The following is a 20,218-nucleotide window of genomic DNA, read 5'->3' on the forward strand; positions in this document are numbered from 1 at the left end:
GGTGTCGAGTTCGGACAAGGCGCGGGCGAGATCGGCGTCGGGTCCTGGGGTGGCGATACCGACTTGCCCCCTAGGACAGGAATATGCCTTGACCTGGTCCGTCTTCGACACTATTTGCTACGAAGCATCCGTGGAAGGCACGGACAGGGAACCCCATCAGGGTCGATCGGGAAATGGAGTACGGCACGGTTGTGGCAGAAATGCCCGAAATTCGAGTACGCCTCATGCGTTCGCGATCGTGGGCGTGCCAAAGCTATTCGCACTAAGGGGTTTTGACCGAACGAGGACGGTATTCTCGACGATCTATCGCTCATTGACGGGAGGTAGGGTTTGCCAAAATCGTTGTGCGGCTGCTCGCTCGAATGAAGCTTAAGTGACACAGATCTCGATGTCAGGATTCAGTGACATCGATTGCATTCGGAAACAACTTGGGTGAGCCGCGACTGATAGCGGCCGGGACGGGAGTGGTTGGCACTACACCACATTCCAACGGTCGCCGTCATCCGAACTATCGAGCTACACGGTCGTTTCAACTACCGCACGCGTCCAGGTAAGTCAGCACCCCCAGCAGAACTATCAGCACGACAAAGAGCACAACGGTGGGCATCTGAGGGGCGGGTCCGGGTATTTGACCGCGCCGGTTTTCGTTGTCCATGTTTTGTCCTTTGTCGACGTTTGCGGATCGACGCACTTCCTCTTCCCAACCGCTGCGAAGCTGCGGCATCGGCGCGCATTCACGTCATCGGATGCTGAAGCGGAGAAGCCTGTCGTCGCCGGCGTTTGGGTTACCGCGCCCATCGGTGTTGTTGGTCAGTATCAATAGTGAGCCGTCCGGGGCGACGGTGACGTCTCGCAGCCGCCCGTATGTTCCAACGAGTCGATCGACTACCGAGGCTGGGTCGTCGAGATTCACCTCGATCATGCGTTCGCCCCTGAGATTCGCCATGAACAGGGTGGAACCATCGATAGCGATGCCACTCGGACTGGCCTCACTCGTGGCCCATTGGTGGATCGGATCGACGAAGCCCTCGGTATTCCCGATGCCTTCTATCTGTGGCCAGCCGTAGTTGCTTCCGGGCTCGATGCGGTTAAGTTCGTCCCACGTGTTGGCACCGAACTCGCTTGCGTACAGCACGCCATTTGCGTCCCATGTGATGCCTTGAGGGTTGCGGTGACCGTAGCTGTACACGAATGAGTTCGGGTAGGGATTGTCCGGTGGTACAGCCCCTTCGGGGGTGATTCTCAGGATCTTGCCGGCAAGCGACGAGAGATCTTGGGCCCGGTCACGTTGTCCGGCGTCCCCGGTTGTGGCATACAACATCCCGTCCGGCCCGAAAGCCAACCGGCCGCCGTCGTGATAGCTGGCGGCCGGGATGCCGTCGAGCACAGTGGTTCGTTCACCCAAGGTGAGGGAGCCGGGTGCGCCGAGGACGTCAAATCGGTCGATGCGGTTTCCATCTGCGGCCGTCGAAAATGTGTAAAGGTCACCTTCGCGGACCGCGAGCCCCAAGAGCCCGGCTTCGCCCGCAGGGGCCACATCAACTGTTCCCGCAGTGCTGCGGTTGCCGTCTGCGCCGAGCTCGATGATCTGTCCGGTGTCGCGTTCGCTGATCAGCATGCTGGTCTCGAAAAAAGCTATTGCCCAGGGTGCATCCAAGCCATCGGTCACGACTGAAGTCTCACCGAAGTCCGACGCCGCGGGTGCTTCTACGGACGCAGCGGACCCGCCAGGTGCCGTCTCGTCCTCGGCTGACGGCGACGCGCACGAGGAAAGGGTGACGGCGACGATGGACGCGGCGGCGGCAGCGCGATACCTGGTTTTCATCGGATGCTCGCGACTGCGGACAGCCGAGACGTCGGCGACGTCTGTTGAATAGCGCGCAGCAGGTCCGCCAACGCACCCGACATGGAGTGTTCAGCACCCTCGTGCAACGCCCCGGGAGACAGATCAACATCCGAACCAACTACTGCGCTGCACAAGTCGCCGTGAACCATTGTGTCCTCCCGTGGGTAGATCGCGTTGGATGGGCAAGCAGTGCGGACGAAAGCCGCAGGTAACAGCACCGTCGGGCGGTGCCAGCGCTCGGTCCGGCATCGGTCTCCCGACTTCGGTCTCGTGACGAATCCGCTCCTGCCTGCGGTGTCGACGCCCATTGAGCCGATTTCGGAGGCATAGCTCGACAGTAAGTGACAATCGGGGCAAATGGGATGCCCTGTTGGTACACCCAACATGAGGGACTTCCACCCACGGGCGCAGGACGGTTGTGTGTCTTCAGCGTGGCTCGGCCGTCGCACGCGGGAACTCATCATCCCGGGCCACAGCTTCTCGCTACGAAGTCCCACTCGATCGAGGATGTGAAATCTCTCCATGAAATCTTGGTTTAATTTGTCCCACTTTTCTTCTCGATCCCGCAAGCGTCGAGGCATCAGGCAGATTGCGGGCGCAGGCGTCGCGACCATCGGGCTGTTGGCCACCGCAGCATGCGGGACTGCCGAGCAAACGGACTCTGCGTCGTCCAATGCATCGTCGACGATCGCGTCGGGAACCACTCCCGACGGGACCGGCGACCTCTCCCGAGGTGCTGACAACTTCTACACCAGCGACCGTGTCGAGGTGCAGCAAGTTACGTTCCGCAACCAATTCCAGATGGAAGTCGCGGGAACGCTGTTCGTTCCAAACGACATCGACCGCAGCGTCAAAAATCCCGCCATGGTGGTCGGCCACCCGATGGGCGCGCCTTTGGGTGACGAGCGATAGGGAAGTGCACGCGCGTCAAAGCATCCGCGACGCATGCAGGCTGCAGCCCGCCTTCGATGTCGAGAGTCGACCTCAGAATCACCTGAACCGAGGCATTGACCTCACCGGCGGCAATTATCGTCGACCGGGATCGCACTCTGGAGCCGACGGGGACTGGCGCGATAAAGCGGAGCCGGTTCACCCCGTAGTTGATAACCATTGTGGCGCCTTCTAACTGGTAATACTGCCGTACCAGCATTGGGAGTATCGAAAGACTGAGGTAGCCGTGGGCGATCGTCGACGCGAACGGGCTGGTACTTGCGCGTTCGACGTCGACATGGATCCACTGGTGGTCGCCTGTTGCGTCCGCGAACTGTTGTACACGATCTTGAGTGATCCCCAGCCACTGACTCGGGCCCAACTCGCGTCCAACCGCTGCACGCAGTTGGCTTGCTGACGAAAATGACTCCATACTCTGTACACATCCTTGAAACGTTCGACAAGCCCCCTGAAGCTGCGAGTTCTCACTGATCGGGCACACCGTTAGGCAGACTCGAAAAGTGCGGCCACACCCTGCCCCCCGCCAACACACATGGTTTCGAGGGCGTAGCGCCCGCCGCGCCTGTTGAGTTCGTGGAGGACCGAAGTCATAATTCGGCAGCCGGTGGCGCCGACGGGGTGGCCGAGTGAAATTCCAGAGCCGTTTACGTTCAATTTGTCGGGGTCGTGCCAGTTCCATTCGCGCAAGACTGCGAGAACCTGCACCGCGAAGGCTTCGTTAACCTCGACAAGATCCATGTCGTCGAGTGTGTGCCCGGTCCGTGCGAATAATTTCGCGACGGCAGGTACCGGACCCAAGCCCATTTCAGCTGGTTCGCACCCCGCTGCGGACCATCCGACCAGGAACGCGAGCGGTTCTAGGCCTAGGGGGCCGAGCATGTCCTCGGCGACGACCAGGCACGCAGAAGCTGCATCGTTCTGCTGTGCGGCGTTTCCGGCAGTCACTACCCCTCCTGGCATCACAGGACGGAGACGTGACAGGACTTCGGGAGTGGTGTCAGGTCGAATTCCTTCGTCCACGGCGACTGTGACCGGATCGCCGCCTCGTTGCGGAACATCGAGCGCTACGAGTTCGTGTGTGAAGCTTCCCATCGCCGACGCGACTGCTGCCCTATTCTGGCTCTGCGCAGAAAACAGATCGGCCTCAATGCGTTCTATACTGTATTTCCGTGCCAGGTTCTCAGCTGTCTCGATCATCCCGGAGATCGGGCCGAAGCGCCATTCTGGTTGCGATCTTTCTCGTCCCCGGTCCAAGCGATCATGAAGCAATATCGATCCACCTCGCTGGCCCCACCGACTCGCTGTCGTGTACCTCTCGACGTTACTCATACTCTCGACTCCGCCAGCCAGGACGACATCGGCAACCCCCGTCTGGACCTCCATCGCAGCAATAGCAATGGCAGTTAGACCGCTTCCGCACCGCCGATCGACCTGAAAACCAGGCGTTGCGATGGGTAGTCCAGCATGTAGGGCTGCCCACCGTCCGATGCAGGGAGCTTCCGAATTAGCGTAAGACTGCGCGAAGGCAACGTCATCGATTTGGTTTGGATCGAGTCCTGAACGTTCTATGACCGCCTTGATTACGGCTGCTGCTAGGTCGGCCGCCTCCATATCCCGGAAGGCACCTCCGAAGGACCCGATCGGAGTTCGGGCAGGTGAGACGATTGCTGCGCGGCGCATGGTCATCCTTCGGGCGAGGAGGTGTCGAAGCATGTGTTAGAACTCGGAAGCGGTGTAGATCGAATCCGAATCGCGGGAGACTGATGTCCTGCAGTGCTACGTACATATGAACTATTTCTAATATATACCAGAAATTCGCGGCCCGGAGGGTAGCGCCCGAAAAAGTGATTCCGAACGATCGTGTAGATCCAGGTCTGTGGTGACGATCGATTCCTGCACACGTAGCATCGACAGGGTGAAGGACACCGACGCCGGGCCTGGCCGGGCTGTACGAACGACGCGCAAGAATCCCAAGTCCGCTGCCACTCAGCGCCGCATACTGGACGCAACAGCACGGGTATTGATCGATGTCGGATATTCGGCGACGCGTCTCACTGATATCGCCGACATTGCAGGCGTTCAGGCAGGAAGTATCTACTACTACTTTGCATCTCGAGAGAGCCTGATCGAAGAGGTATTGCGCTATGGTGTGCAATTCACGCAAGCTCACGTTCGAGCCACCGTAGAGGCCGTTGCTGCCGGAGCAACGCCAGGCGAGCGGATCAGCGCGGCCATAGATGGGCATCTCGAGGCGGTGATGGAATTGGGTGCGCTTTCATCAGCTCATGTGCACGCTTTTGATCAGGTACCTCCCGATATGCAGGAGAGGCTGAGACCCATCCGCCGGTCGTTCGGAAAGTTCTGGGCCGATTTGGTAGACGACGCGATCGAATCCGGTGATCTGCGAGGTGATCTCGATCCGTACTTAATCAGGCTGTTCATAGTGAACATGATCGAACGTGTACCCGAGTGGTCGCTGCGCACCAAACAGCGTGATGGGCTTGGAAATACCATGCACGAATTACTTTTCGAAGGCGTGAAGGGCCAAAATTTCCAAGTTCCAACCGAAACACTCGAAGCACACTAACCTGAACAATCTCGGACTACATCGCCCCGGCGATTCACAGCCAGGATCTCAATGAGTACACCGTCGGCGTCCTTCGGGTGGATGACAGCTCGAGGACCGTTGCTATCAGCGGCCGGCAGATCGATCACTGTCAGGCCAGCTGCCCGGAGTCTTGCCGACTCCGCGGCGGGATCGTCCGCCAGTATCGCGATATGGAATACTCCCGGCCCTTTCGACGCCAATCGCTTTGTGATGACACTTGTTTCATCGGTAGGATCGATCGGCTCAATGAGTTCAATCAGGGTGCCATTGCCTCTGGCATGGCCGGTCGACACGAACGCGCTACGGACACCTTCTACGGGCACCTCGATTCGGTCGACCTCTAGGTAGCCGAACAATTCCGTCCAGCAGGTCAGTGAACTTGTCAAATCGTTCACAAGAATTCCGATATGGCTGATTTCACCCAACATGGTAGAACCCCCGTGTCATGAACGGTCCTGAACAAGAACGTTCGTCTGTTCCGCGATGACGGCGCGATTGAATTGGAGTTCGTGAATTTCGGAAGCGTCGAACCCGAACTCTCGCAACAGTTCCACTGTATGTTCGCCGGGCCGAGCAGCGCCCCGTGCTGCCCGCACTTCGGACCTGCTGAAACGCGGGGCGGGCGCAGGTTGCATCACACCGTCCACAGGTATGAACGCGCGCCTGGCCAAAGCGTGGGGATGGGACAAAGCCTCGTCAAAGTTGAGGACTGGTGAGAAGCAGGCTTCTAGGGGTTGCAGGAGTTCTGTCCAATCCGCCCGTGTTCGGGTGCGGAACACCTCGGCGAATACCCGACGATTCTCAGGCCATTTGTCTTCGTCGTTCTGGGGACCCAACGCGGTCTCCGACAGCCCCAGGGCACCCACGAGCGTCGAGTAGAACTTCGGCTCGATCGCACCTACAGCGACCCACAGATTGTCCGACGTCTCATACGTCCCATAGAAGTGGGCTCCTCCGTCGAGCATGTTCGCAGCGCGTTCATCTTTCCACCTACCAGTTTGTGCAAGACCATGGAACATGCCGCCCAGAAGCGCAGCTCCGTCTACCATTGCTGCGTCGACGACTTGTCCTTTACCTGACGTCTTGGACTCGAGAAGCGCAGCGACGACACCGAATGCCAGCAATAGTCCGCCGCCGCCGAAGTCACCAGCGAGATTGAGAGGCGGCACTGGTTTCTCGCGTGTGCCGATTGCATTCAGCATCCCGGTGAGGGCGATGTAATTTATGTCGTGCCCGGCCGTGTGCCGCCAGGGTCCATCCTGGCCCCACCCCGTCATTCGGCCGTAGATCAGGCTCGCACGCCGTTCCAAGCACTCCACGGGGCCGATCCCGAGCCGCTCGACAACTCCGGGTCGGAACCCTTCGAGCACCACGTCGCTTTGATCGACGAATCGGAGAAAAACCTCGCGACCACTGTCGTGCTTGAGGTCGATGGCCACGGATCGGCGACCACGCAAGTTCGCGAACTGTGTATGGTCCGTTACCGCACGTAGGCTTCCGACATCACCGGATCGATCGACTCTGAGAACGTCTGCCCCCATGTCGCTGAGCATCATTGCGCACCAGGGAGCGGGGCCCTGACCGGCTAGCTCCAGGACCCGAACTCCGGACAGTGGGCCCGGTGCGGCGGATGAGCTTGTTGATGAGTGCATAGTCTCGTCGTTCATCGTTTCTCCATTGGTATACCTCGACGGTCGACCTGGACCGCGGAAGTTCCGGAACGCCGGGAGCGGTCATAAAGTGACAGCGTGCCGCCTGCTTGTGCCAGCTGAGTCAACAATCGCGGGGGAGCGAAACGGTCACCGTGTACAGCCGCCAACGCCTCGGCACGGGAGACGAAGCCTGCGATGCCGCCGTCGTAACCGTCGATGTATTGGAGGACCCCACCCGTCCAAGCTGGGAAGCCAATGCCTAAGAGTGAGCCGACGTTGGCATCAGGGACGGAGGTGATGACGTCTTCTTCGAAACACCTGGCGGCCTCGACTGCCTCCCTCACCAAAAGTCTTTCTTGCAGATCGAATAGGTCTGTGTCCGTCATGAAAGGGCCGAAAAGGTCCCCTAGCCCATTCCATAGGTCAGTTCGGTCGCCTTCGGCATAGTCGTAGAAGCCTTTTCCGCTTGATCTACCGCTGCGGCCCTCGGAAAGCATGCGTTTTAGGACGTGAGCCGCCGGGTGGACCTGATAGGACCGTCCTGATCTCTCCGCTGCCTTACGCTCGGCCTCTTGAATGTCCGACGACAACCTCATGTTGATCTCGTCGCGTAGTTGTAGGACAGATGCCGGGTAGCCGGCCAAACGTGACGCGGACTCGATAGCCGACGGATCGATCTTGTCCGCCAACATGGCCATGCCCTCGTCCAGATAGCTGCGGATCACGCGACTAGTGAAGAATCCACGACTGTCGTTGACGATGATCGGTGTCTTCCCCAGCTGCTTGGCCAAAGCCAGCGCACGATTGACCGTGTTCTCGCTGGTCGCGCGTCCACGTATCACCTCAACTAGCGGCATCCGGTGGACTGGCGAGAAGAAGTGCATTCCGATGAAGTCTGCTGGGCGACGGACGTTGCGTGCAAGTTCAGTAATCGGAAGTGTCGAGGTGTTCGTGGCCAGAAGTGCAGACGAACTCGTGACTGCCTCGATTGCGGAGAAGACTCCGGCCTTGAGATCGGGATCCTCGAAGACCGCCTCGATAACACAATCCGCACCGGCGGCAGCACCGAAGTCCGATGTCGCCGTAACTAATTCGACAGCCGCAGCGGCGGCCTGTTCGGTGCGCCGACCTGCTGATACATCGGCCGCAGCCAACTCTTCGATGTGACGATGGCCGCGTTCGGCGGCTTCGGCTGAAACATCCAACAACACAGTGGCGATGCCGACCCGGGCGCAAGCATTGGCAATCCCGGTGCCCATCATTCCAGCACCAACAACAACACATTTCGATACGGTTCGCGCGGGTTTACCCTCTCCGCGCTTGCGATCACCTCGAACATGCTGGAGATCGAAAAAATGACCTTTGATCATGCTCTTGGCCGTCCGGCCCAACGCGATGTCAACGAAACGGTAGGTCTCGAGATCCATCGCGGCGTCCATGGTCATTTCAACGCTTTGGATCGCGACATCCACTATTGCCTCAAGAGCCGGGTAGTGCCTCGAATCTAGTTGATTGACAATAGCTTTCGGGAGGCTCTGACGCACAAGATTTCGACTTGGGGCTCCTCCGGGAATCTCGGACACGTGATCCCAGCGCTGGCCGATCCCCGATGACGACCGTGAGGCTCGAATCCACTTCTTTGCTGCTGACGTCAAGGAGCGGTTGTCGTCCACGATGTCGTCGATCAACCCGTACCTAAGCGCATCCTCGACTGCATACTTGGATCCACGTGTAAGCAGCACCTTAAGCGCTCCGAGCACCCCTAATAACCTGACCGAGCGCACAATTCCGCCACCGCCAGGAATCAATCCCAATGTGACCTCAGGCAAACCGAGATATGCCCCCGGGGTGCGGGACATCACACGATGATGAGCTGCAAGACAGAACTCGTAACCGCCACCGAGCGCAGACCCTCCGATGGCGGCCACAACGGGAACCGCTAGGTTTTCTAGTCGAGATAGGTCGGCCTTCAGTGCGCGGTTTCCGGATATCAACGATGCGCGGTCCACCTCGGAAGCATCCAAAAGACGTCGTAGATCACCGCCGGCGAAGAACGATGACTTAGCCGATGTCAGTACCACACCATCGATCGCGTCGCGTTCTTCTTCTATACGTTTGACAGTGTCGTGGAATTCACGCTTGAACGCGTCGGTCATCGTGTTGACGGACGCAGCTGCCGCGTCGAAAGTCAGAACAACGACACCGTCGGCATCGCGATGCCAGTGGATGTCACCGGTCATTTCTGGCCATCCAGCGTCACGACGAGCTGATCGACCAGAAAGTCCGAAGGGTTGACACTGTGTGCCATGGTCCAGTAGTCCACACCTCGCCATGGCGTCATAGCGACTACCCGACCAGCACTGTTGCGAAACCACGTGCTCATTCCCGGGTGAGTCCAGATGAGTTGCTCGTGTTCTTCGTCAATACGGCGATTGTAGTCTTCACAGACTTCGGGCCTCACTTCCACTGAACTATGGCCGCCTTCGGCTAGATGCATCAGGAGCTGCGCAACATGACTGATCCCCACTTCCAACGAGTACAGAGCGCTTCCGCCGTGTCCGAGAAAGGTGTGTGGACCACCCACCAGAAAAAGATTCGGGAAGTTCGGAACACTTACTCCGAGATAGGCTGACGCATTTTCCTCACCCCATTGTTCATGCAAAGGCACGCCGCCTCTGCCGTTCACCACCATCGGCCACAGCATTCTCGTAGCGTGAAAACCTGTTGCAAGAACCACTAGATCAACCTCGAATGCTTCTGCAGAACCAGAGGTCACGCTTGTTTCTTCGAAGGATGCGACATCGTCGGCCACGAGTATGACATCGTCTCTGCGAAGGGTCTTGAACCAATTGTTATCCATCAAGATCCGTTTGCCATACGGCGGGTAATCCGGCACGACTTTGTCGATTAGATCAGGTCGCCCATCGAGCTCGGTATTGAGATATCGGATGAAGAAGTCGCGATGCCGGTCGTTCGTTGAGTTGACCGACCGATCGGGATGTGGCCATGCAGGATCTCTGCGCAACGTTGAAAGAAGTTTGTCCTGAAATTGCCAGGTAAGACGCAGGCGGTAGAAGCTCGCGTAGTAAGGTAGATGCTCCATAAGAAGTCGTACACCCGGGGGTACCTCGCGAAGGTAGTTCGCATTGGGTGCAACCCACTGTGGAGAACGTTGGAAAATGATGGTCTGCCGAGCTACGGGGGCGACAGCGGGCGCTAACTGCATCGCTGTTGCCCCCGCACCGATGATCGCGACTCGCTTGTCGGTCAGGTCCAGCCCGGGTTCCCAGTTAGAGGAATGCACTATTGTCCCAGTGAACCGTTCCATCCCTGGAATTTTGGGGTATTTCGGTTGACTCAGAACTCCCACGCACGAGATCACGCATCTAGCGGTTACAGTTTTCTCGTGGCCGTCAGGCCCAACGATCGTTACATTCCACTGATGCATAGATTCATCGAAGTCTAGTCGCTTGGCCTCGGTGCCGAAACGTATTCGTTCAGTTATCCCCAGATCTTCAGCGGTATTCTTCAGATAGGCTTGAATCTCTGGCTGCTTCGGATAGTAGCGGCTCCATTCGCGACGCGGCGCATAGGAAAAGGAGTACATGTGAGCCGGAGTATCCACGCCCGCTCCCGGATAGACGTTCGCTCTCCACACTCCACCCACGTCGTCTCCACGCTCGAGAATTTCGAAGTCGATGTCGAGACCTTGAAGCATTCTGGCCACTGAAATTCCTGCAGGACCTGCGCCGATCACGATGACATTTAGGGAGTCTGCGGCAGCGGGGCGCCCGTTGGTCCATGTCATTCCCGAGCGGGCACAAAAGCCTGCTTCCTCGGAGAACGTGATGCCATATTCAGACGGAACCGTTTCTCCAAGCGAGATGCCAAGCATGCGAACCAACTCCTCTGGGTCGGGTGGGCTCGGGACCTGAACCTCCCTATCGCGGAGTTCACAAATAACCCTTCGAGCATGCAATCGGATTTCTGCCTGGGTCTTCTCGTCGAAACCGCCGAGATCGTTGTCTCCGAGTGCCGCAGTGCGGGTTGGCTGAAAGCGTCCCGAAAGCCACGTTGCGTCGCCGGTGAGTTGAGCCAGGCAGAGCAAGAGGGTCGGAAGGTTCGCCTTTTGTAGAGCCTCGTCTATCTGATCGTCGTTCGCAGACAGGTGTGGCAGCCCCTGATCGGGCGGTGCATCACGGATCATGCGTTCACTCATCCCTTAATGGTATCAGTTTTTCTATTTGATTTTAGATTTAAACTCGCGATCAGAAAAAAATCACATGGTTACTGTATGGATGGCCACTGGGTCACCGACGGCGCGAGCTGCTTGAGTTACGCTGAACCGCAAACGCATAACAAACTCCTCGGTTCCAAACCCATGGTGCCCTGGATGAAAGCTACTTCCAATCGACCCATGACTTGATCGCGAAACGGTCGGTGTTGCGTTCGATCTCGATTGCGTGATCACCCGCGAAATGAGCCGGGAACACCAGTGCGCTGTTGTCTGCCGCATACCCGAGGAATTTACGACGCGACGCGACAGCCCGGACGGGATCCTCGCAGAAGCAACTGTTCATGGCACCGTGCCCGACCTGCCACGGAGAGTGGATCATATCCCCGACGAACAGGGCTCGGTCGGTGCCGGACTGAAGGGAGACAACAGCGGTCCCTGGGGTGTGACCAGGCGCGAGCTCAATCGAGAGATTCTCATCGATCACGTGCTTGCCATTCCAGATGTCGGCGAGGCCAGCGTCAATGATCGGTTGAACGCTGTCGGCAAACATTCCCTCGTTCACATGATCGCTGACACGAGGCCCGACGTGGTCCGGACTCCAGAATTTGACGTCAGGCTCGGCCATCAGATAACGCGCGTTGCCGAATGTCGGAACCCACTCATCGTTCACCAGCCGTGTGTTCCACCCCACGTGATCGACGTGAAGGTGGGTACTGATCACAAGGTTCACATCATCCGGTTTGACCCCGTACTGCGCTAGCGAAGCGAGATATGGTCCATCAAACTGATCGAAAAGAGGAAAGTTTGGGCGGGATTTGAAGTTTCCGAACGCGGTGTCTATCAGGATGATCTTGCCCGCAGACTCGAGCAGCCACGACTCACTTGAGATATGTAACAGATCCTCCTCGGGCGACCAGTGCTCGGGTGCGAGCCAATGGGCATCTTCGTCCCATTCGGCTCGATCAATTCCCGGAAACATGTCAGCAACCGGTAACGCCAGGCCGTTCCATTCCTCGACCTGAGAGATCGACACGTCGCCAAGAGTGATCGTCTTCATTGCTAGTCCAATCCATTTCTACTGTGACTGCCGCCTGTGTCGACGACGCTGGATGTCGTCCTACTTCATTGAATGGGTTTTTTTGCAATCTCTTTCGCGTACGGAATGATGTCCTCGCCCCATTGCGCAAGCTGATCGTAGAGCTCTTCTGGGGAATTGGATCCGATGCTTAAATGGCATGTGACGTGCTCAAATCCGCGGTCGGCGAAATGCTGCAATTCGTCGAGGATTTGACAAGCCGATCCTGTTAGTACGGGACGTCGGGAGTTCTGACTGGAGGGGGCGCCGGGCGCGCAGGCGTGTGCGGACGCAACTGTTCCCCACCAAAAATCGGATAGGTCTCGGTCGATACGTTCGGCCTCGCGCAGCACTGCGTCCTGTGCTGGTCGAATATTCCCTGACGGGAACGGGTCGAGGAACGCGGCCATATAGAGACCATCGGCCACGCGCGCAGCTCTTCTAGCCCCGACGACAGTTGTCGCACCGTAATAAATTGGGGGACGAGGTTTTTGCGTGGGCTTTGGGTCGAAGGATACCTCGTGGACACTAAAGTACTCTCCACTGTACTCGACGAAGTCGTTGGTCCACGCTGCCTTCATCACCTCAATACCTTCCTCGGTTACAGCCCCCCGATTCCGGTAGTCAGCGTTCAGTGCCGTGAATTCAGCTTCCTCCCAGCCAATTCCGACTCCGACCATCAGCCGGCCGTTGGACAGAAAGTCCACAGCTGCAAACTGATGGGCGCTGACCAGCGGATGGCGGTAGGGCATGATGTGCACGGACGTCGCGAGTTTCAAGTCAGTCGTCGATACCGCGACCGCTGACATAACCGGAATGGCATCCATCATCATCGGGCGCGAGCGGTAGCTAGCCTTGCCGGACTCGGTCGCGGGGTAGTTCGTCCCGGGTGTTCGTCCCATCACGACGTGGTCTGGGAACCATGCGGAGTGAAATCCTCGGACTTCTGCTTCTTTCGCGAACGCTATTGGATTGACCTCTGTCAGGTCGATCGGCTGAAGGCTGTAGTTGTTTCGTTCCTCGTCCACCCGCAGCATGCCGTGGGTGGGCATGTAGACCCCTAGATCCATCAGTTAGTCCTTGATTCTGTCAGCAGCGAATGAAGATCAGGTGAGCCGGATTACCTCGGGTTTCCACCAGCTTTCCGCCAGAACGCGGCATCCGTCTGCAGTGACCACTACTGGCGAGCCAAGTGCAAAGCCACGTCGAGGGATCCAGGGCAGGGTTGGGTCGTTGCCCCACCGCTCTTTGGTGACGACGCTCGGTTCGAAAGTGAGGACCATGTTCTCCTCGAACGTGACCGGGGCGTAGGGACGTTCGATCTCCCTCCCGTCGGCGTAGTTACTGATTCGCACGCCTGAGGCGGGGGGTTCGTCCATGAGGCCAGACCCGTGGAAGAAAGGATAGAACCACGTGAACCCGGCTTCATCCAGCGGGGCCTGCATGGCGCGCTGAAGTTCGGCCTGTGTGATTCCAGCACGAAGTGTTGCCACTCCGGCTTCGAACGACGCTTTTGCAACTGCGAACATACGTTCTAGCTCGTCGTCTACTTCCCCCAACACCCAGACTTGGTTGAATTCGATCTCGTAACCATTGACTCGCGTAGTGAGCTCTGCGGTAATGATATCGCCCATTTCGAGCGGCTTGCTGTATCCAGGTTCCAGCATGATTCCGCTGTCCAAGATTGGTCCGATATCTTTACCCTGTGCGTAGAACGAGGTCGAGTGTGGCTCGCATCCGGCCCTGATGCGGGCAGCCGAGATCGCCGCCCTGATCTCCGCGTCTAGGACGCCTTCATGAGCCGTCTCGGCGACAGCTGCGAACATCTCTTCGGCTATGCCGGCGCCGATCTCGAACATGCGAATCTCTTCGTCGCTTTTGATGGTTCGGAGGGGAGCGAACCACGACATTGCATCAGCGAAGTGCACCGTCGGTAGTGAGGACATCAGTACATTCATCGTGGCGTACGGGAATCCGCCGTACTCTCCGTAGATGCCCTCAACAGCCAGTACAGCGACGGTGCCGGAGTCAACCTCGAGGACCTTCAGACCCTCTACCAGCGATTCGCCGAAGGCCGGAAAGCCCGAGCGATTGTCGGAGATCCAACATCCTTCGAGCCGGGTGACCTTCGCTGCGGGAACAAAGCTGTAGAGAGTCGGCCGACCCTGTCGAGGAAAGAGCAGGTAGCCTTCGATATCGAGATTTGTGAACCAACGCAACGTGGCTTGGCCTTCCCATAGAACGGAATGGAACCCGCTCACGATCAAGCATTCGATCCCGCGAGTAGACATCTCATGGCGAGCGAGCGCCCAACGGCGATCTCGTTCCTCGATGGATAGTTCGTGACCGAAGACACGGGGCAATCGTTGTTCGATTCGTTGTGTCATGTCAGCGACCTCTCGCGCGCGATCGCTCACGCCGTGGTTGGGTAAAAGAGTAGGAATGAACTACATTGGTCATACCGTTTCGCTGCTCTCTGCGCTTGGAAATTCGACCTGAAACGCGCTGCGTAGAATTTTTTCACGCGTCAGTTCCGCATTGTTGTCGTACGTGGCAACGACTCGTCCGCGAGAAAGCACCACAACTCGATCACTGAGGGCCAAGATCTCCTCGAGCTCAGAGCTCACAAGGACGACGGAACGTCCGCCATCTGCCATAGCACCAATGGAACGCAGGATATCGACCCTCGCGCCAATATCGACGCCACGGGTGGGTTCATCGGCCAGGAGCAGTCGAGGTTGACAATGAACCCAGCGGGCAACAAGTAGCTTCTGTTGGTTTCCACCCGAGAGCACGGACGCGTGGTCACGTAGTCGCTGGGGGGAGAATGCAATACCTCTCGATGCGCTTCTCGCCGCCGCCAGTACCCCTCTGTCGCGAACCAATCCCCACCGGCTCTGGGCCCTCAAATCGCTCAATACGATATTATCGCTCGCCCGCATTCCCAGGATCAGACCTTGGGATTTTCGATCCTCCGGGATGTATCCGATGCCTTCCGCGATCGCGGCGCGAGGGTTTGTGGGGAGCGTGCGTTCGCGTCCGTCGATTGACAACGACCCTGTCGCCGCCGACTCGAGACCCGCCAACGAACGCAGCAGGGACGATCGTCCTGATCCGACCAGCCCCACGACGCCAACTATTTCCCCAGCTCGGACGTCGAGCTCGACATCCACGAGTCGTCCAGGAATCGACACGATCGCATGTGCGACTATAGCCCTAGTCGCACTGGAATCGACTCGTAATGGTGCAGACCTAAGGTTGGTCAGAGCGCCAGCATCATCGTCGCCGACCATTGCGCCGACTAAAGATCCCTTGGTCCATCGAGAGATCGGAGCGCTGGAGACCAGCCGACCGTCGCGGAACACCGTGACGTGGTCGCAAATATCGAGTACCTCATCGAGGTTGTGGGTGACAATTACCACCGTTACGCCGTCACTGCGCAGGTCTGAGACCAGACTGTAGAAGGCTTCTCTCTCCTTCTCGGCCAGAGACGACGTAGGTTCGTCGAACAACACTATGCGAGCTTCGGCGGCTAGTGCCCGCATGATCTCGATCATCTGTTGCTGTGCAAGGGAGAGCGATCCAGCCGGTTTTCCAGCCGGTAGCGACACCTTCATCCGCCGGCAGATCTGGCTGAACCGACGCGTCATCTCTCGCCGCGAAAGCACACCTCCCACGCTTGGGGTCACGCCCAGAAATACGTTCTCAAGCACGGACAGCGCAGGGACTATCGTCAATTCCTGATAGATGGCAACCAGGCCAAGTTCTCTAGCGAAGTGCGGGCGCCCCTGACGGAGTCTGGTACCGAAGATGCGTGCGTCGCCAGCTGTAGCTGAGATCCTGCCTGCGGCTATGCCCAGGGCAGTGGACTTGCCGGCGCCGTTCTCGCCGACCAGACCGTGCACGGTGCCGACCTCCACGGTCAGGTCGACCCGGTCCAAAGCGACCGTACTTCCGAACCGCCGCGAGACACCGCAGAGTTCGAGCGCTATACCAGAAGACGAACTACCCACGGTCACACGTTCTTTCGGTGACTGTATACACTGATGGCAACGGCAACTATGAGGATGCTGCCCGTGGCGACCTGCTGGATTGCGGGGCTAACGGCATTGACATCGAATACGTTCTTGATGGTCCCGATTATCAAGAGGCCGACAGCCGTGTTCCACATAGCTCCGGTGCCGCCCATCAAAACGGTGCCCCCGACGATCACGATCGTGATTGCATCAAGCGCAGTGGTCGCGCCCATATCTGCCTGCGCAGTCCCGGTCAGAGCGGCCGTGATGACTCCACCGAGCCCTGCAGCTGCGCCGGAAAGCACGTACGTTCCGGCCTCGAGACGCATAGTGGGCAACCCGGAAATCCGCGCAGCCAGTTTGTTGCCACCTACTGCGTACACGGAGCGCCCGTGGACAGTTTTGGCGAGAACCAGCCCTCCGACGAGCAACAGCGCGAGTAGAATCCACACCTGAAGTTGCAAACCGAACATCCGCGCGGACCCGATCGCGAGGTAAGAATCTGTGGTGAGGTAGTAGACGTTCGAGTTCGAGTAGAGGAGTGCAAGGCCTAGGAATGCAGACGTTGTGCCGATCGTCGCGACGAAGGGATTGACACCGATCAACGTGATCAATAGTCCATTTACACTTCCGGCCGCGGCTCCAACAGCGACCGTGACGACGATCGCCACGATTGCCGGCATGTGCCCTTCACAGCTGGCGTATACGACAGCACCGACACCCAAGATCGCGCCGACGGATAGGTCGAATCCACCGATCAGGATCACGAAAGTCATACCCACTGCAACGATCCCGATAGCTGCGTTCGCGTTCAGTAGATTCTGGATGTTTGTTGCACTCCAGAAGTCTGGACTCCACACGGTCGCACCGATAAGTACGAGACTCAAGATGCCGATCATTTCGTACCGACCGGCCAAAACGAGAATGCGTTGCCGCGTCGAAGTCAGTTCGGCTTGTTTCTTATTTGACTTATCTACCTGCGGCTTGCGAGTGTCGACGTTCATACTCAACTGACCTTCGGTGTTGGGTGGAATGGATGAGGTTGAGCGTCCTGATTCATTGATGAACGTCAGATCAGTATTCGGGTGTGTACTGGTCGATATTCGATGTATCGATCCACGAGAACCTCTCGTATTGTTCGGTGTTTCCATCATCACCGATATATGTAGGGACTGTCTTACCCGCGCGCGAGTCAGCGATTGCTTGCATTGCTGTGGTGCCTATGCTGATAGGAAAGTACGGTGACGTTGCTGCAACCACTCCTTGTTTCACCAACGCAACCGATTGTGTGTCTGCACCGACATCGTAAATCGCCACGCGTTCAGAGAGATTGAGATTTTCGAGTGCCTTGACCGCTGCCTGAGTCAGGTTGATGTACATCGATGCGATCGCGGTGACCTCAGGGTGGCCTTGCAGATAGGACTGAATTTGCTGGATCGAGCCGGCCACCGAGTAGTCGGTATGCAGAGTGTCCACCACGTCGACAGCGGGGTATTTCGCTGAAGCGAGCTCCTGTGCCGCCTGCCAGGGAACCGCACTGCTGGAGCCTTCGGGCCCTGTGAGGGACAGGATCTTCTGGTCGGGTGCGACTTTCTGGCCGAAGTTCTCCCAGTAGTTGACGAAGCCGTCCATATTCGTCAGTCCGCCGACAAATGTCAGGGTGCCTTCCGTGTGCAGTTCTTCACCTCGCAACGTGAAGTCACCGCAGATCGGCCCCCCGGTGGACACAACAGTAATGTGCTGTTGCTCGATGGCATCCGTGACGAGTTTGCAGAGGTTCGGGCCTACCGGGTGAATGATGTAGGCGTCATATGTCTTTGCCGTGAAGGCGCTTTCGAGCGCGCGGTACTGCTGTTGGGGATCGTATCCGGTGGGGTTGAAGATCTTGTAATCAAGGCCTGTGACCCTGCCGCCATTCTCGATGCCTCGCATCTCCGCCGAAGTGAACGCTTGCGAGGGCGGAGCAGCCAGGAAGACACCTACGGGCTTATCAGATTGCCCACCCGAGGTCGAGTCGTCGGCGTCGGGCTGAGCACCACCTCCGCCGCATGCTGCGGAAATGAGTGCAACTACGAGTAGCGCCGACAGACCAGCCGCCCTCCGACGCTCATGTGCAAACTTCATTGCAAGATCTCTCCATCTGTCTGGCACGGCCCCTGCCCTGGCAGCAGCAACGAAGTTTCGTCGATGTTGGTCGAGGCGTTGGAAACGCTCTTGGTCGACGTGATGTCAGCCACATTTCTAACCTAGTATAGAAGTTGAGTCAAGACCGTGAGGCGGGAAATTGCCGCACAAACCCCGGTCACAATTTTGGCTACGCGCGACGAGCGCTGGTTCTTCAGATTTCACGCCACGCAGGTGTCGACCCTCGTATCGCGCCCCAGAAGTGATCGCACGGAAATGGGCGATCGGTAGTAGGCGCTGTATGAGGTGTCAGATCCCGACGCACTCCTTTCCAGGGGCCCCCGGGGGAGAGGGGGCGGGCACGGGCGTTTGCCGGACTACCCGCTTAGGTTTCCACGACAGACAGGCAAGATGCGGGTCGACGCCGCATCGAGGTTCCAGCTTGCACTTCCGTCGATACCTTCCATAGAAACCTATTCCGCGTTAGAATTCTGTTGTGCACACTGAGAGAGAAGCCCCGTGAGCGAACGACGCGATGCTGTCATCGTGGAGGCCGTTCGAAGTCCCGTCGGCCGCCGAGGCGGCACACTGAGCTCAGTTCACCCTGTCGATCTGTCGGCGCGTGTTCTTCAAGCACTCGTCGAACGCACAGGTCTGGATCCGGCCCTGATCGACGATGTGATCTGGGGGTGTGTGACCCAAGCTGGGGAGCAGGCGGGCAACATAGGTCGTTATGCAGCGTTGGCCGCGGGCTGGCCAGAAACCGTACCCGGGACAACCGTAGACCGCCAGTGTGGTTCGTCTCAACAGGCGATTTCTTTTGCAGCGGCATCAGTGATGTCCGGCCAACAGGATTTTGTTGTCGCGGGCGGTGTGGAGTCGATGAGCCGCGTACCCATGGGCTGGGCTCGAATTAACGGGCCGGGATCGGCGTTTGGGCCACTCGTAACATCGCGCTACGGAACCAACGAATTCAATCAGGGCGCTGGCGCTGAACTTCTCGCCTATCGCGGCAACTTCACAAGAGAAGCGTTGGACGCATACAGTCTTGAATCTCATCGTCGCGCAGCGGCCGCGATCGACGAAGGCCGGTTTGTTCGCGAGATCGAGCCGATCGAGACCACTGGACCAGACGGCTCGGCGCGGTTGGTCGACACCGACGAGGGTGTTCGACGTGACGGGACCTTGGAGAGGCTGGCGAAGCTTCCGACACCATTCGCGATCGATGGCACGGTCTCGGCGGGCAATGCGTCGCAGATTTCGGACGGTGCCGCAGCCTTGCTCATTACAACCAGTGAGATTGCTAAACGGCACGGACTTCGCACCCGCGCCCGACTGACCGCGTTCTCGGTAATAGGCGACGACCCACTTGCGATGCTCTACGCCCCGATACCGGCGACGCGCATGGTGCTTGACCGCGCGGGACTCCAGATTGGTGAGATCGGGACCTTCGAGGTCAACGAAGCTTTCGCAAGCGTCAATTTAACCTGGCTTTCCGAGTTTGGCGTGCCCCATCATCTTGTCAATCCGGATGGTGGCGCGATAGCTCTGGGCCACCCAATGGGTGGTTCCGGTGCACGATTGATGACTACAATGCTGCACCGGATGGAAGCTCGCGGAATTCGATACGGCCTACAGACAATGTGTGAAGGCGGCGGCACAGCGAACGCGACCATTATCGAGCTAAGCCAAGTTTGAGGAGAATAACG

Annotated in this window: 15 protein-coding genes and 1 pseudogene; 3 read left to right on the forward strand and 13 right to left on the reverse strand. The window is 58.2% G+C overall.

Annotation, left to right across the window (positions count from 1 at the left end):
* Positions 1-739: 739 nt before the first annotated feature.
* A complete protein-coding gene (locus CH306_RS26215) occupies positions 740-1,825 on the reverse strand; it encodes a PQQ-dependent sugar dehydrogenase (protein WP_094648268.1) in 1,086 nt (361 codons plus the stop codon).
* A gap of 543 nt (positions 1,826-2,368) precedes the next feature.
* Here CH306_RS26215 and CH306_RS26220 point away from each other — a divergent pair.
* The gene (locus CH306_RS26220) at positions 2,369-2,758 is read left to right on the forward strand and encodes a hypothetical protein (protein ID WP_179272960.1); all 390 of its coding nucleotides are present in this window, start codon (positions 2,369-2,371) and stop codon (positions 2,756-2,758) included.
* A gap of 10 nt (positions 2,759-2,768) precedes the next feature.
* Here CH306_RS26220 and CH306_RS26225 read toward each other — a convergent pair.
* Both CH306_RS26225 and CH306_RS26230 read right to left on the reverse strand, forming a co-directional pair.
* Positions 2,769-3,209: pseudogene (locus CH306_RS26225) on the reverse strand (MaoC family dehydratase); the annotation flags it as partial.
* Between the two features lie 71 nt (positions 3,210-3,280).
* A complete protein-coding gene (locus CH306_RS26230) occupies positions 3,281-4,477 on the reverse strand; it encodes an acetyl-CoA C-acetyltransferase (RefSeq protein ID WP_094648374.1) in 1,197 nt (398 codons plus the stop codon).
* Between the two features lie 235 nt (positions 4,478-4,712).
* Here CH306_RS26230 and CH306_RS26235 point away from each other — a divergent pair, with 235 nt between their 5' ends.
* The gene (locus tag CH306_RS26235; protein ID WP_179272959.1) at positions 4,713-5,384 is read left to right on the forward strand and encodes a TetR/AcrR family transcriptional regulator; all 672 of its coding nucleotides are present in this window, start codon (positions 4,713-4,715) and stop codon (positions 5,382-5,384) included.
* Here CH306_RS26235 and CH306_RS26240 read toward each other — a convergent pair.
* From CH306_RS26240 to CH306_RS26285, 10 genes are all read right to left on the reverse strand, one after another.
* On the reverse strand, positions 5,381-5,833 hold the full coding sequence (locus CH306_RS26240) for a VOC family protein (RefSeq protein WP_094648271.1): 453 nt from the start codon (positions 5,831-5,833) through the stop codon (positions 5,381-5,383). The genes CH306_RS26235 and CH306_RS26240 overlap by 4 nt on opposite strands.
* 15 nt (positions 5,834-5,848) lie before the next feature.
* Positions 5,849-7,072 (reverse strand): CaiB/BaiF CoA transferase family protein, encoded by a 1,224-nt coding sequence (locus CH306_RS26245; protein ID WP_306437708.1) that lies wholly within the window; start codon positions 7,070-7,072, stop codon positions 5,849-5,851.
* A complete protein-coding gene (locus CH306_RS26250) occupies positions 7,069-9,297 on the reverse strand; it encodes a 3-hydroxyacyl-CoA dehydrogenase NAD-binding domain-containing protein (protein WP_094648272.1) in 2,229 nt (742 codons plus the stop codon). Before CH306_RS26250 ends, CH306_RS26245 begins: the two co-directional genes overlap by 4 nt.
* The gene (locus CH306_RS26255; protein ID WP_256981267.1) at positions 9,294-11,276 is read right to left on the reverse strand and encodes a flavin-containing monooxygenase; all 1,983 of its coding nucleotides are present in this window, start codon (positions 11,274-11,276) and stop codon (positions 9,294-9,296) included. Before CH306_RS26255 ends, CH306_RS26250 begins: the two co-directional genes overlap by 4 nt.
* 181 nt (positions 11,277-11,457) lie before the next feature.
* Positions 11,458-12,351: an MBL fold metallo-hydrolase gene (locus tag CH306_RS26260; protein WP_094648273.1), complete on the reverse strand. Its 894-nt coding sequence runs from the start codon at positions 12,349-12,351 to the stop codon at positions 11,458-11,460.
* A 65-nt stretch (positions 12,352-12,416) separates the two neighbouring features.
* A complete protein-coding gene (locus CH306_RS26265) occupies positions 12,417-13,439 on the reverse strand; it encodes a TIGR03619 family F420-dependent LLM class oxidoreductase (protein ID WP_094648274.1) in 1,023 nt (340 codons plus the stop codon).
* A 36-nt stretch (positions 13,440-13,475) separates the two neighbouring features.
* Positions 13,476-14,756, reverse strand: a complete 1,281-nt coding sequence (locus tag CH306_RS26270; protein WP_094648275.1) for a M24 family metallopeptidase — start codon at positions 14,754-14,756, stop codon at positions 13,476-13,478.
* Between the two features lie 69 nt (positions 14,757-14,825).
* Positions 14,826-16,388, reverse strand: a complete 1,563-nt coding sequence (locus CH306_RS26275; protein ID WP_094648276.1) for a sugar ABC transporter ATP-binding protein — start codon at positions 16,386-16,388, stop codon at positions 14,826-14,828.
* Entirely contained in the window at positions 16,385-17,389 is a 1,005-nt protein-coding gene (locus tag CH306_RS26280; protein ID WP_179272958.1) for an ABC transporter permease, read from the reverse strand. The genes CH306_RS26275 and CH306_RS26280 overlap by 4 nt, the downstream gene beginning before the upstream one ends.
* Before the next feature lie 70 nt (positions 17,390-17,459).
* Positions 17,460-18,509 (reverse strand): sugar ABC transporter substrate-binding protein, encoded by a 1,050-nt coding sequence (locus CH306_RS26285; protein ID WP_143545416.1) that lies wholly within the window; start codon positions 18,507-18,509, stop codon positions 17,460-17,462.
* Positions 18,510-19,028: 519 nt separating this feature from the next.
* On the opposite strand from CH306_RS26285, the gene CH306_RS26290 reads away from it, so the two are divergent.
* Positions 19,029-20,207 carry a thiolase family protein gene (locus CH306_RS26290; protein WP_094648279.1) on the forward strand — a complete coding sequence of 393 codons (1,179 nt, stop codon included), beginning with the start codon at positions 19,029-19,031 and terminating at the stop codon, positions 20,205-20,207.
* The last annotated feature ends 11 nt before the right edge of the window (positions 20,208-20,218 follow it).

It is taken from the genome of Rhodococcus sp. 15-725-2-2b (genome assembly GCF_002259075.1).
Classification (GTDB): domain Bacteria; phylum Actinomycetota; class Actinomycetes; order Mycobacteriales; family Mycobacteriaceae; genus Rhodococcoides.

Coding starts and splice junctions, on each gene's coding strand:
- CH306_RS26215 (WP_094648268.1), bottom strand. CDS start 1,825: ATGAAAACCAGGTATCGCGCTGCCGCCGCCGCGTCCATCGTCGCCGTC.
- CH306_RS26220 (WP_179272960.1), top strand. CDS start 2,369: ATGAAATCTTGGTTTAATTTGTCCCACTTTTCTTCTCGATCCCGCAAG.
- CH306_RS26230 (WP_094648374.1), bottom strand. CDS start 4,477: ATGCGCCGCGCAGCAATCGTCTCACCTGCCCGAACTCCGATCGGGTCC.
- CH306_RS26240 (WP_094648271.1), bottom strand. CDS start 5,833: ATGTTGGGTGAAATCAGCCATATCGGAATTCTTGTGAACGATTTGACA.
- CH306_RS26245 (WP_306437708.1), bottom strand. CDS start 7,072: ATGAACGACGAGACTATGCACTCATCAACAAGCTCATCCGCCGCACCG.
- CH306_RS26250 (WP_094648272.1), bottom strand. CDS start 9,297: ATGACCGGTGACATCCACTGGCATCGCGATGCCGACGGTGTCGTTGTT.
- CH306_RS26255 (WP_256981267.1), bottom strand. CDS start 11,276: ATGAGTGAACGCATGATCCGTGATGCACCGCCCGATCAGGGGCTGCCA.
- CH306_RS26260 (WP_094648273.1), bottom strand. CDS start 12,351: ATGAAGACGATCACTCTTGGCGACGTGTCGATCTCTCAGGTCGAGGAA.
- CH306_RS26265 (WP_094648274.1), bottom strand. CDS start 13,439: ATGGATCTAGGGGTCTACATGCCCACCCACGGCATGCTGCGGGTGGAC.
- CH306_RS26270 (WP_094648275.1), bottom strand. CDS start 14,756: ATGACACAACGAATCGAACAACGATTGCCCCGTGTCTTCGGTCACGAA.
- CH306_RS26280 (WP_179272958.1), bottom strand. CDS start 17,389: ATGAACGTCGACACTCGCAAGCCGCAGGTAGATAAGTCAAATAAGAAA.
- CH306_RS26285 (WP_143545416.1), bottom strand. CDS start 18,509: ATGAAGTTTGCACATGAGCGTCGGAGGGCGGCTGGTCTGTCGGCGCTA.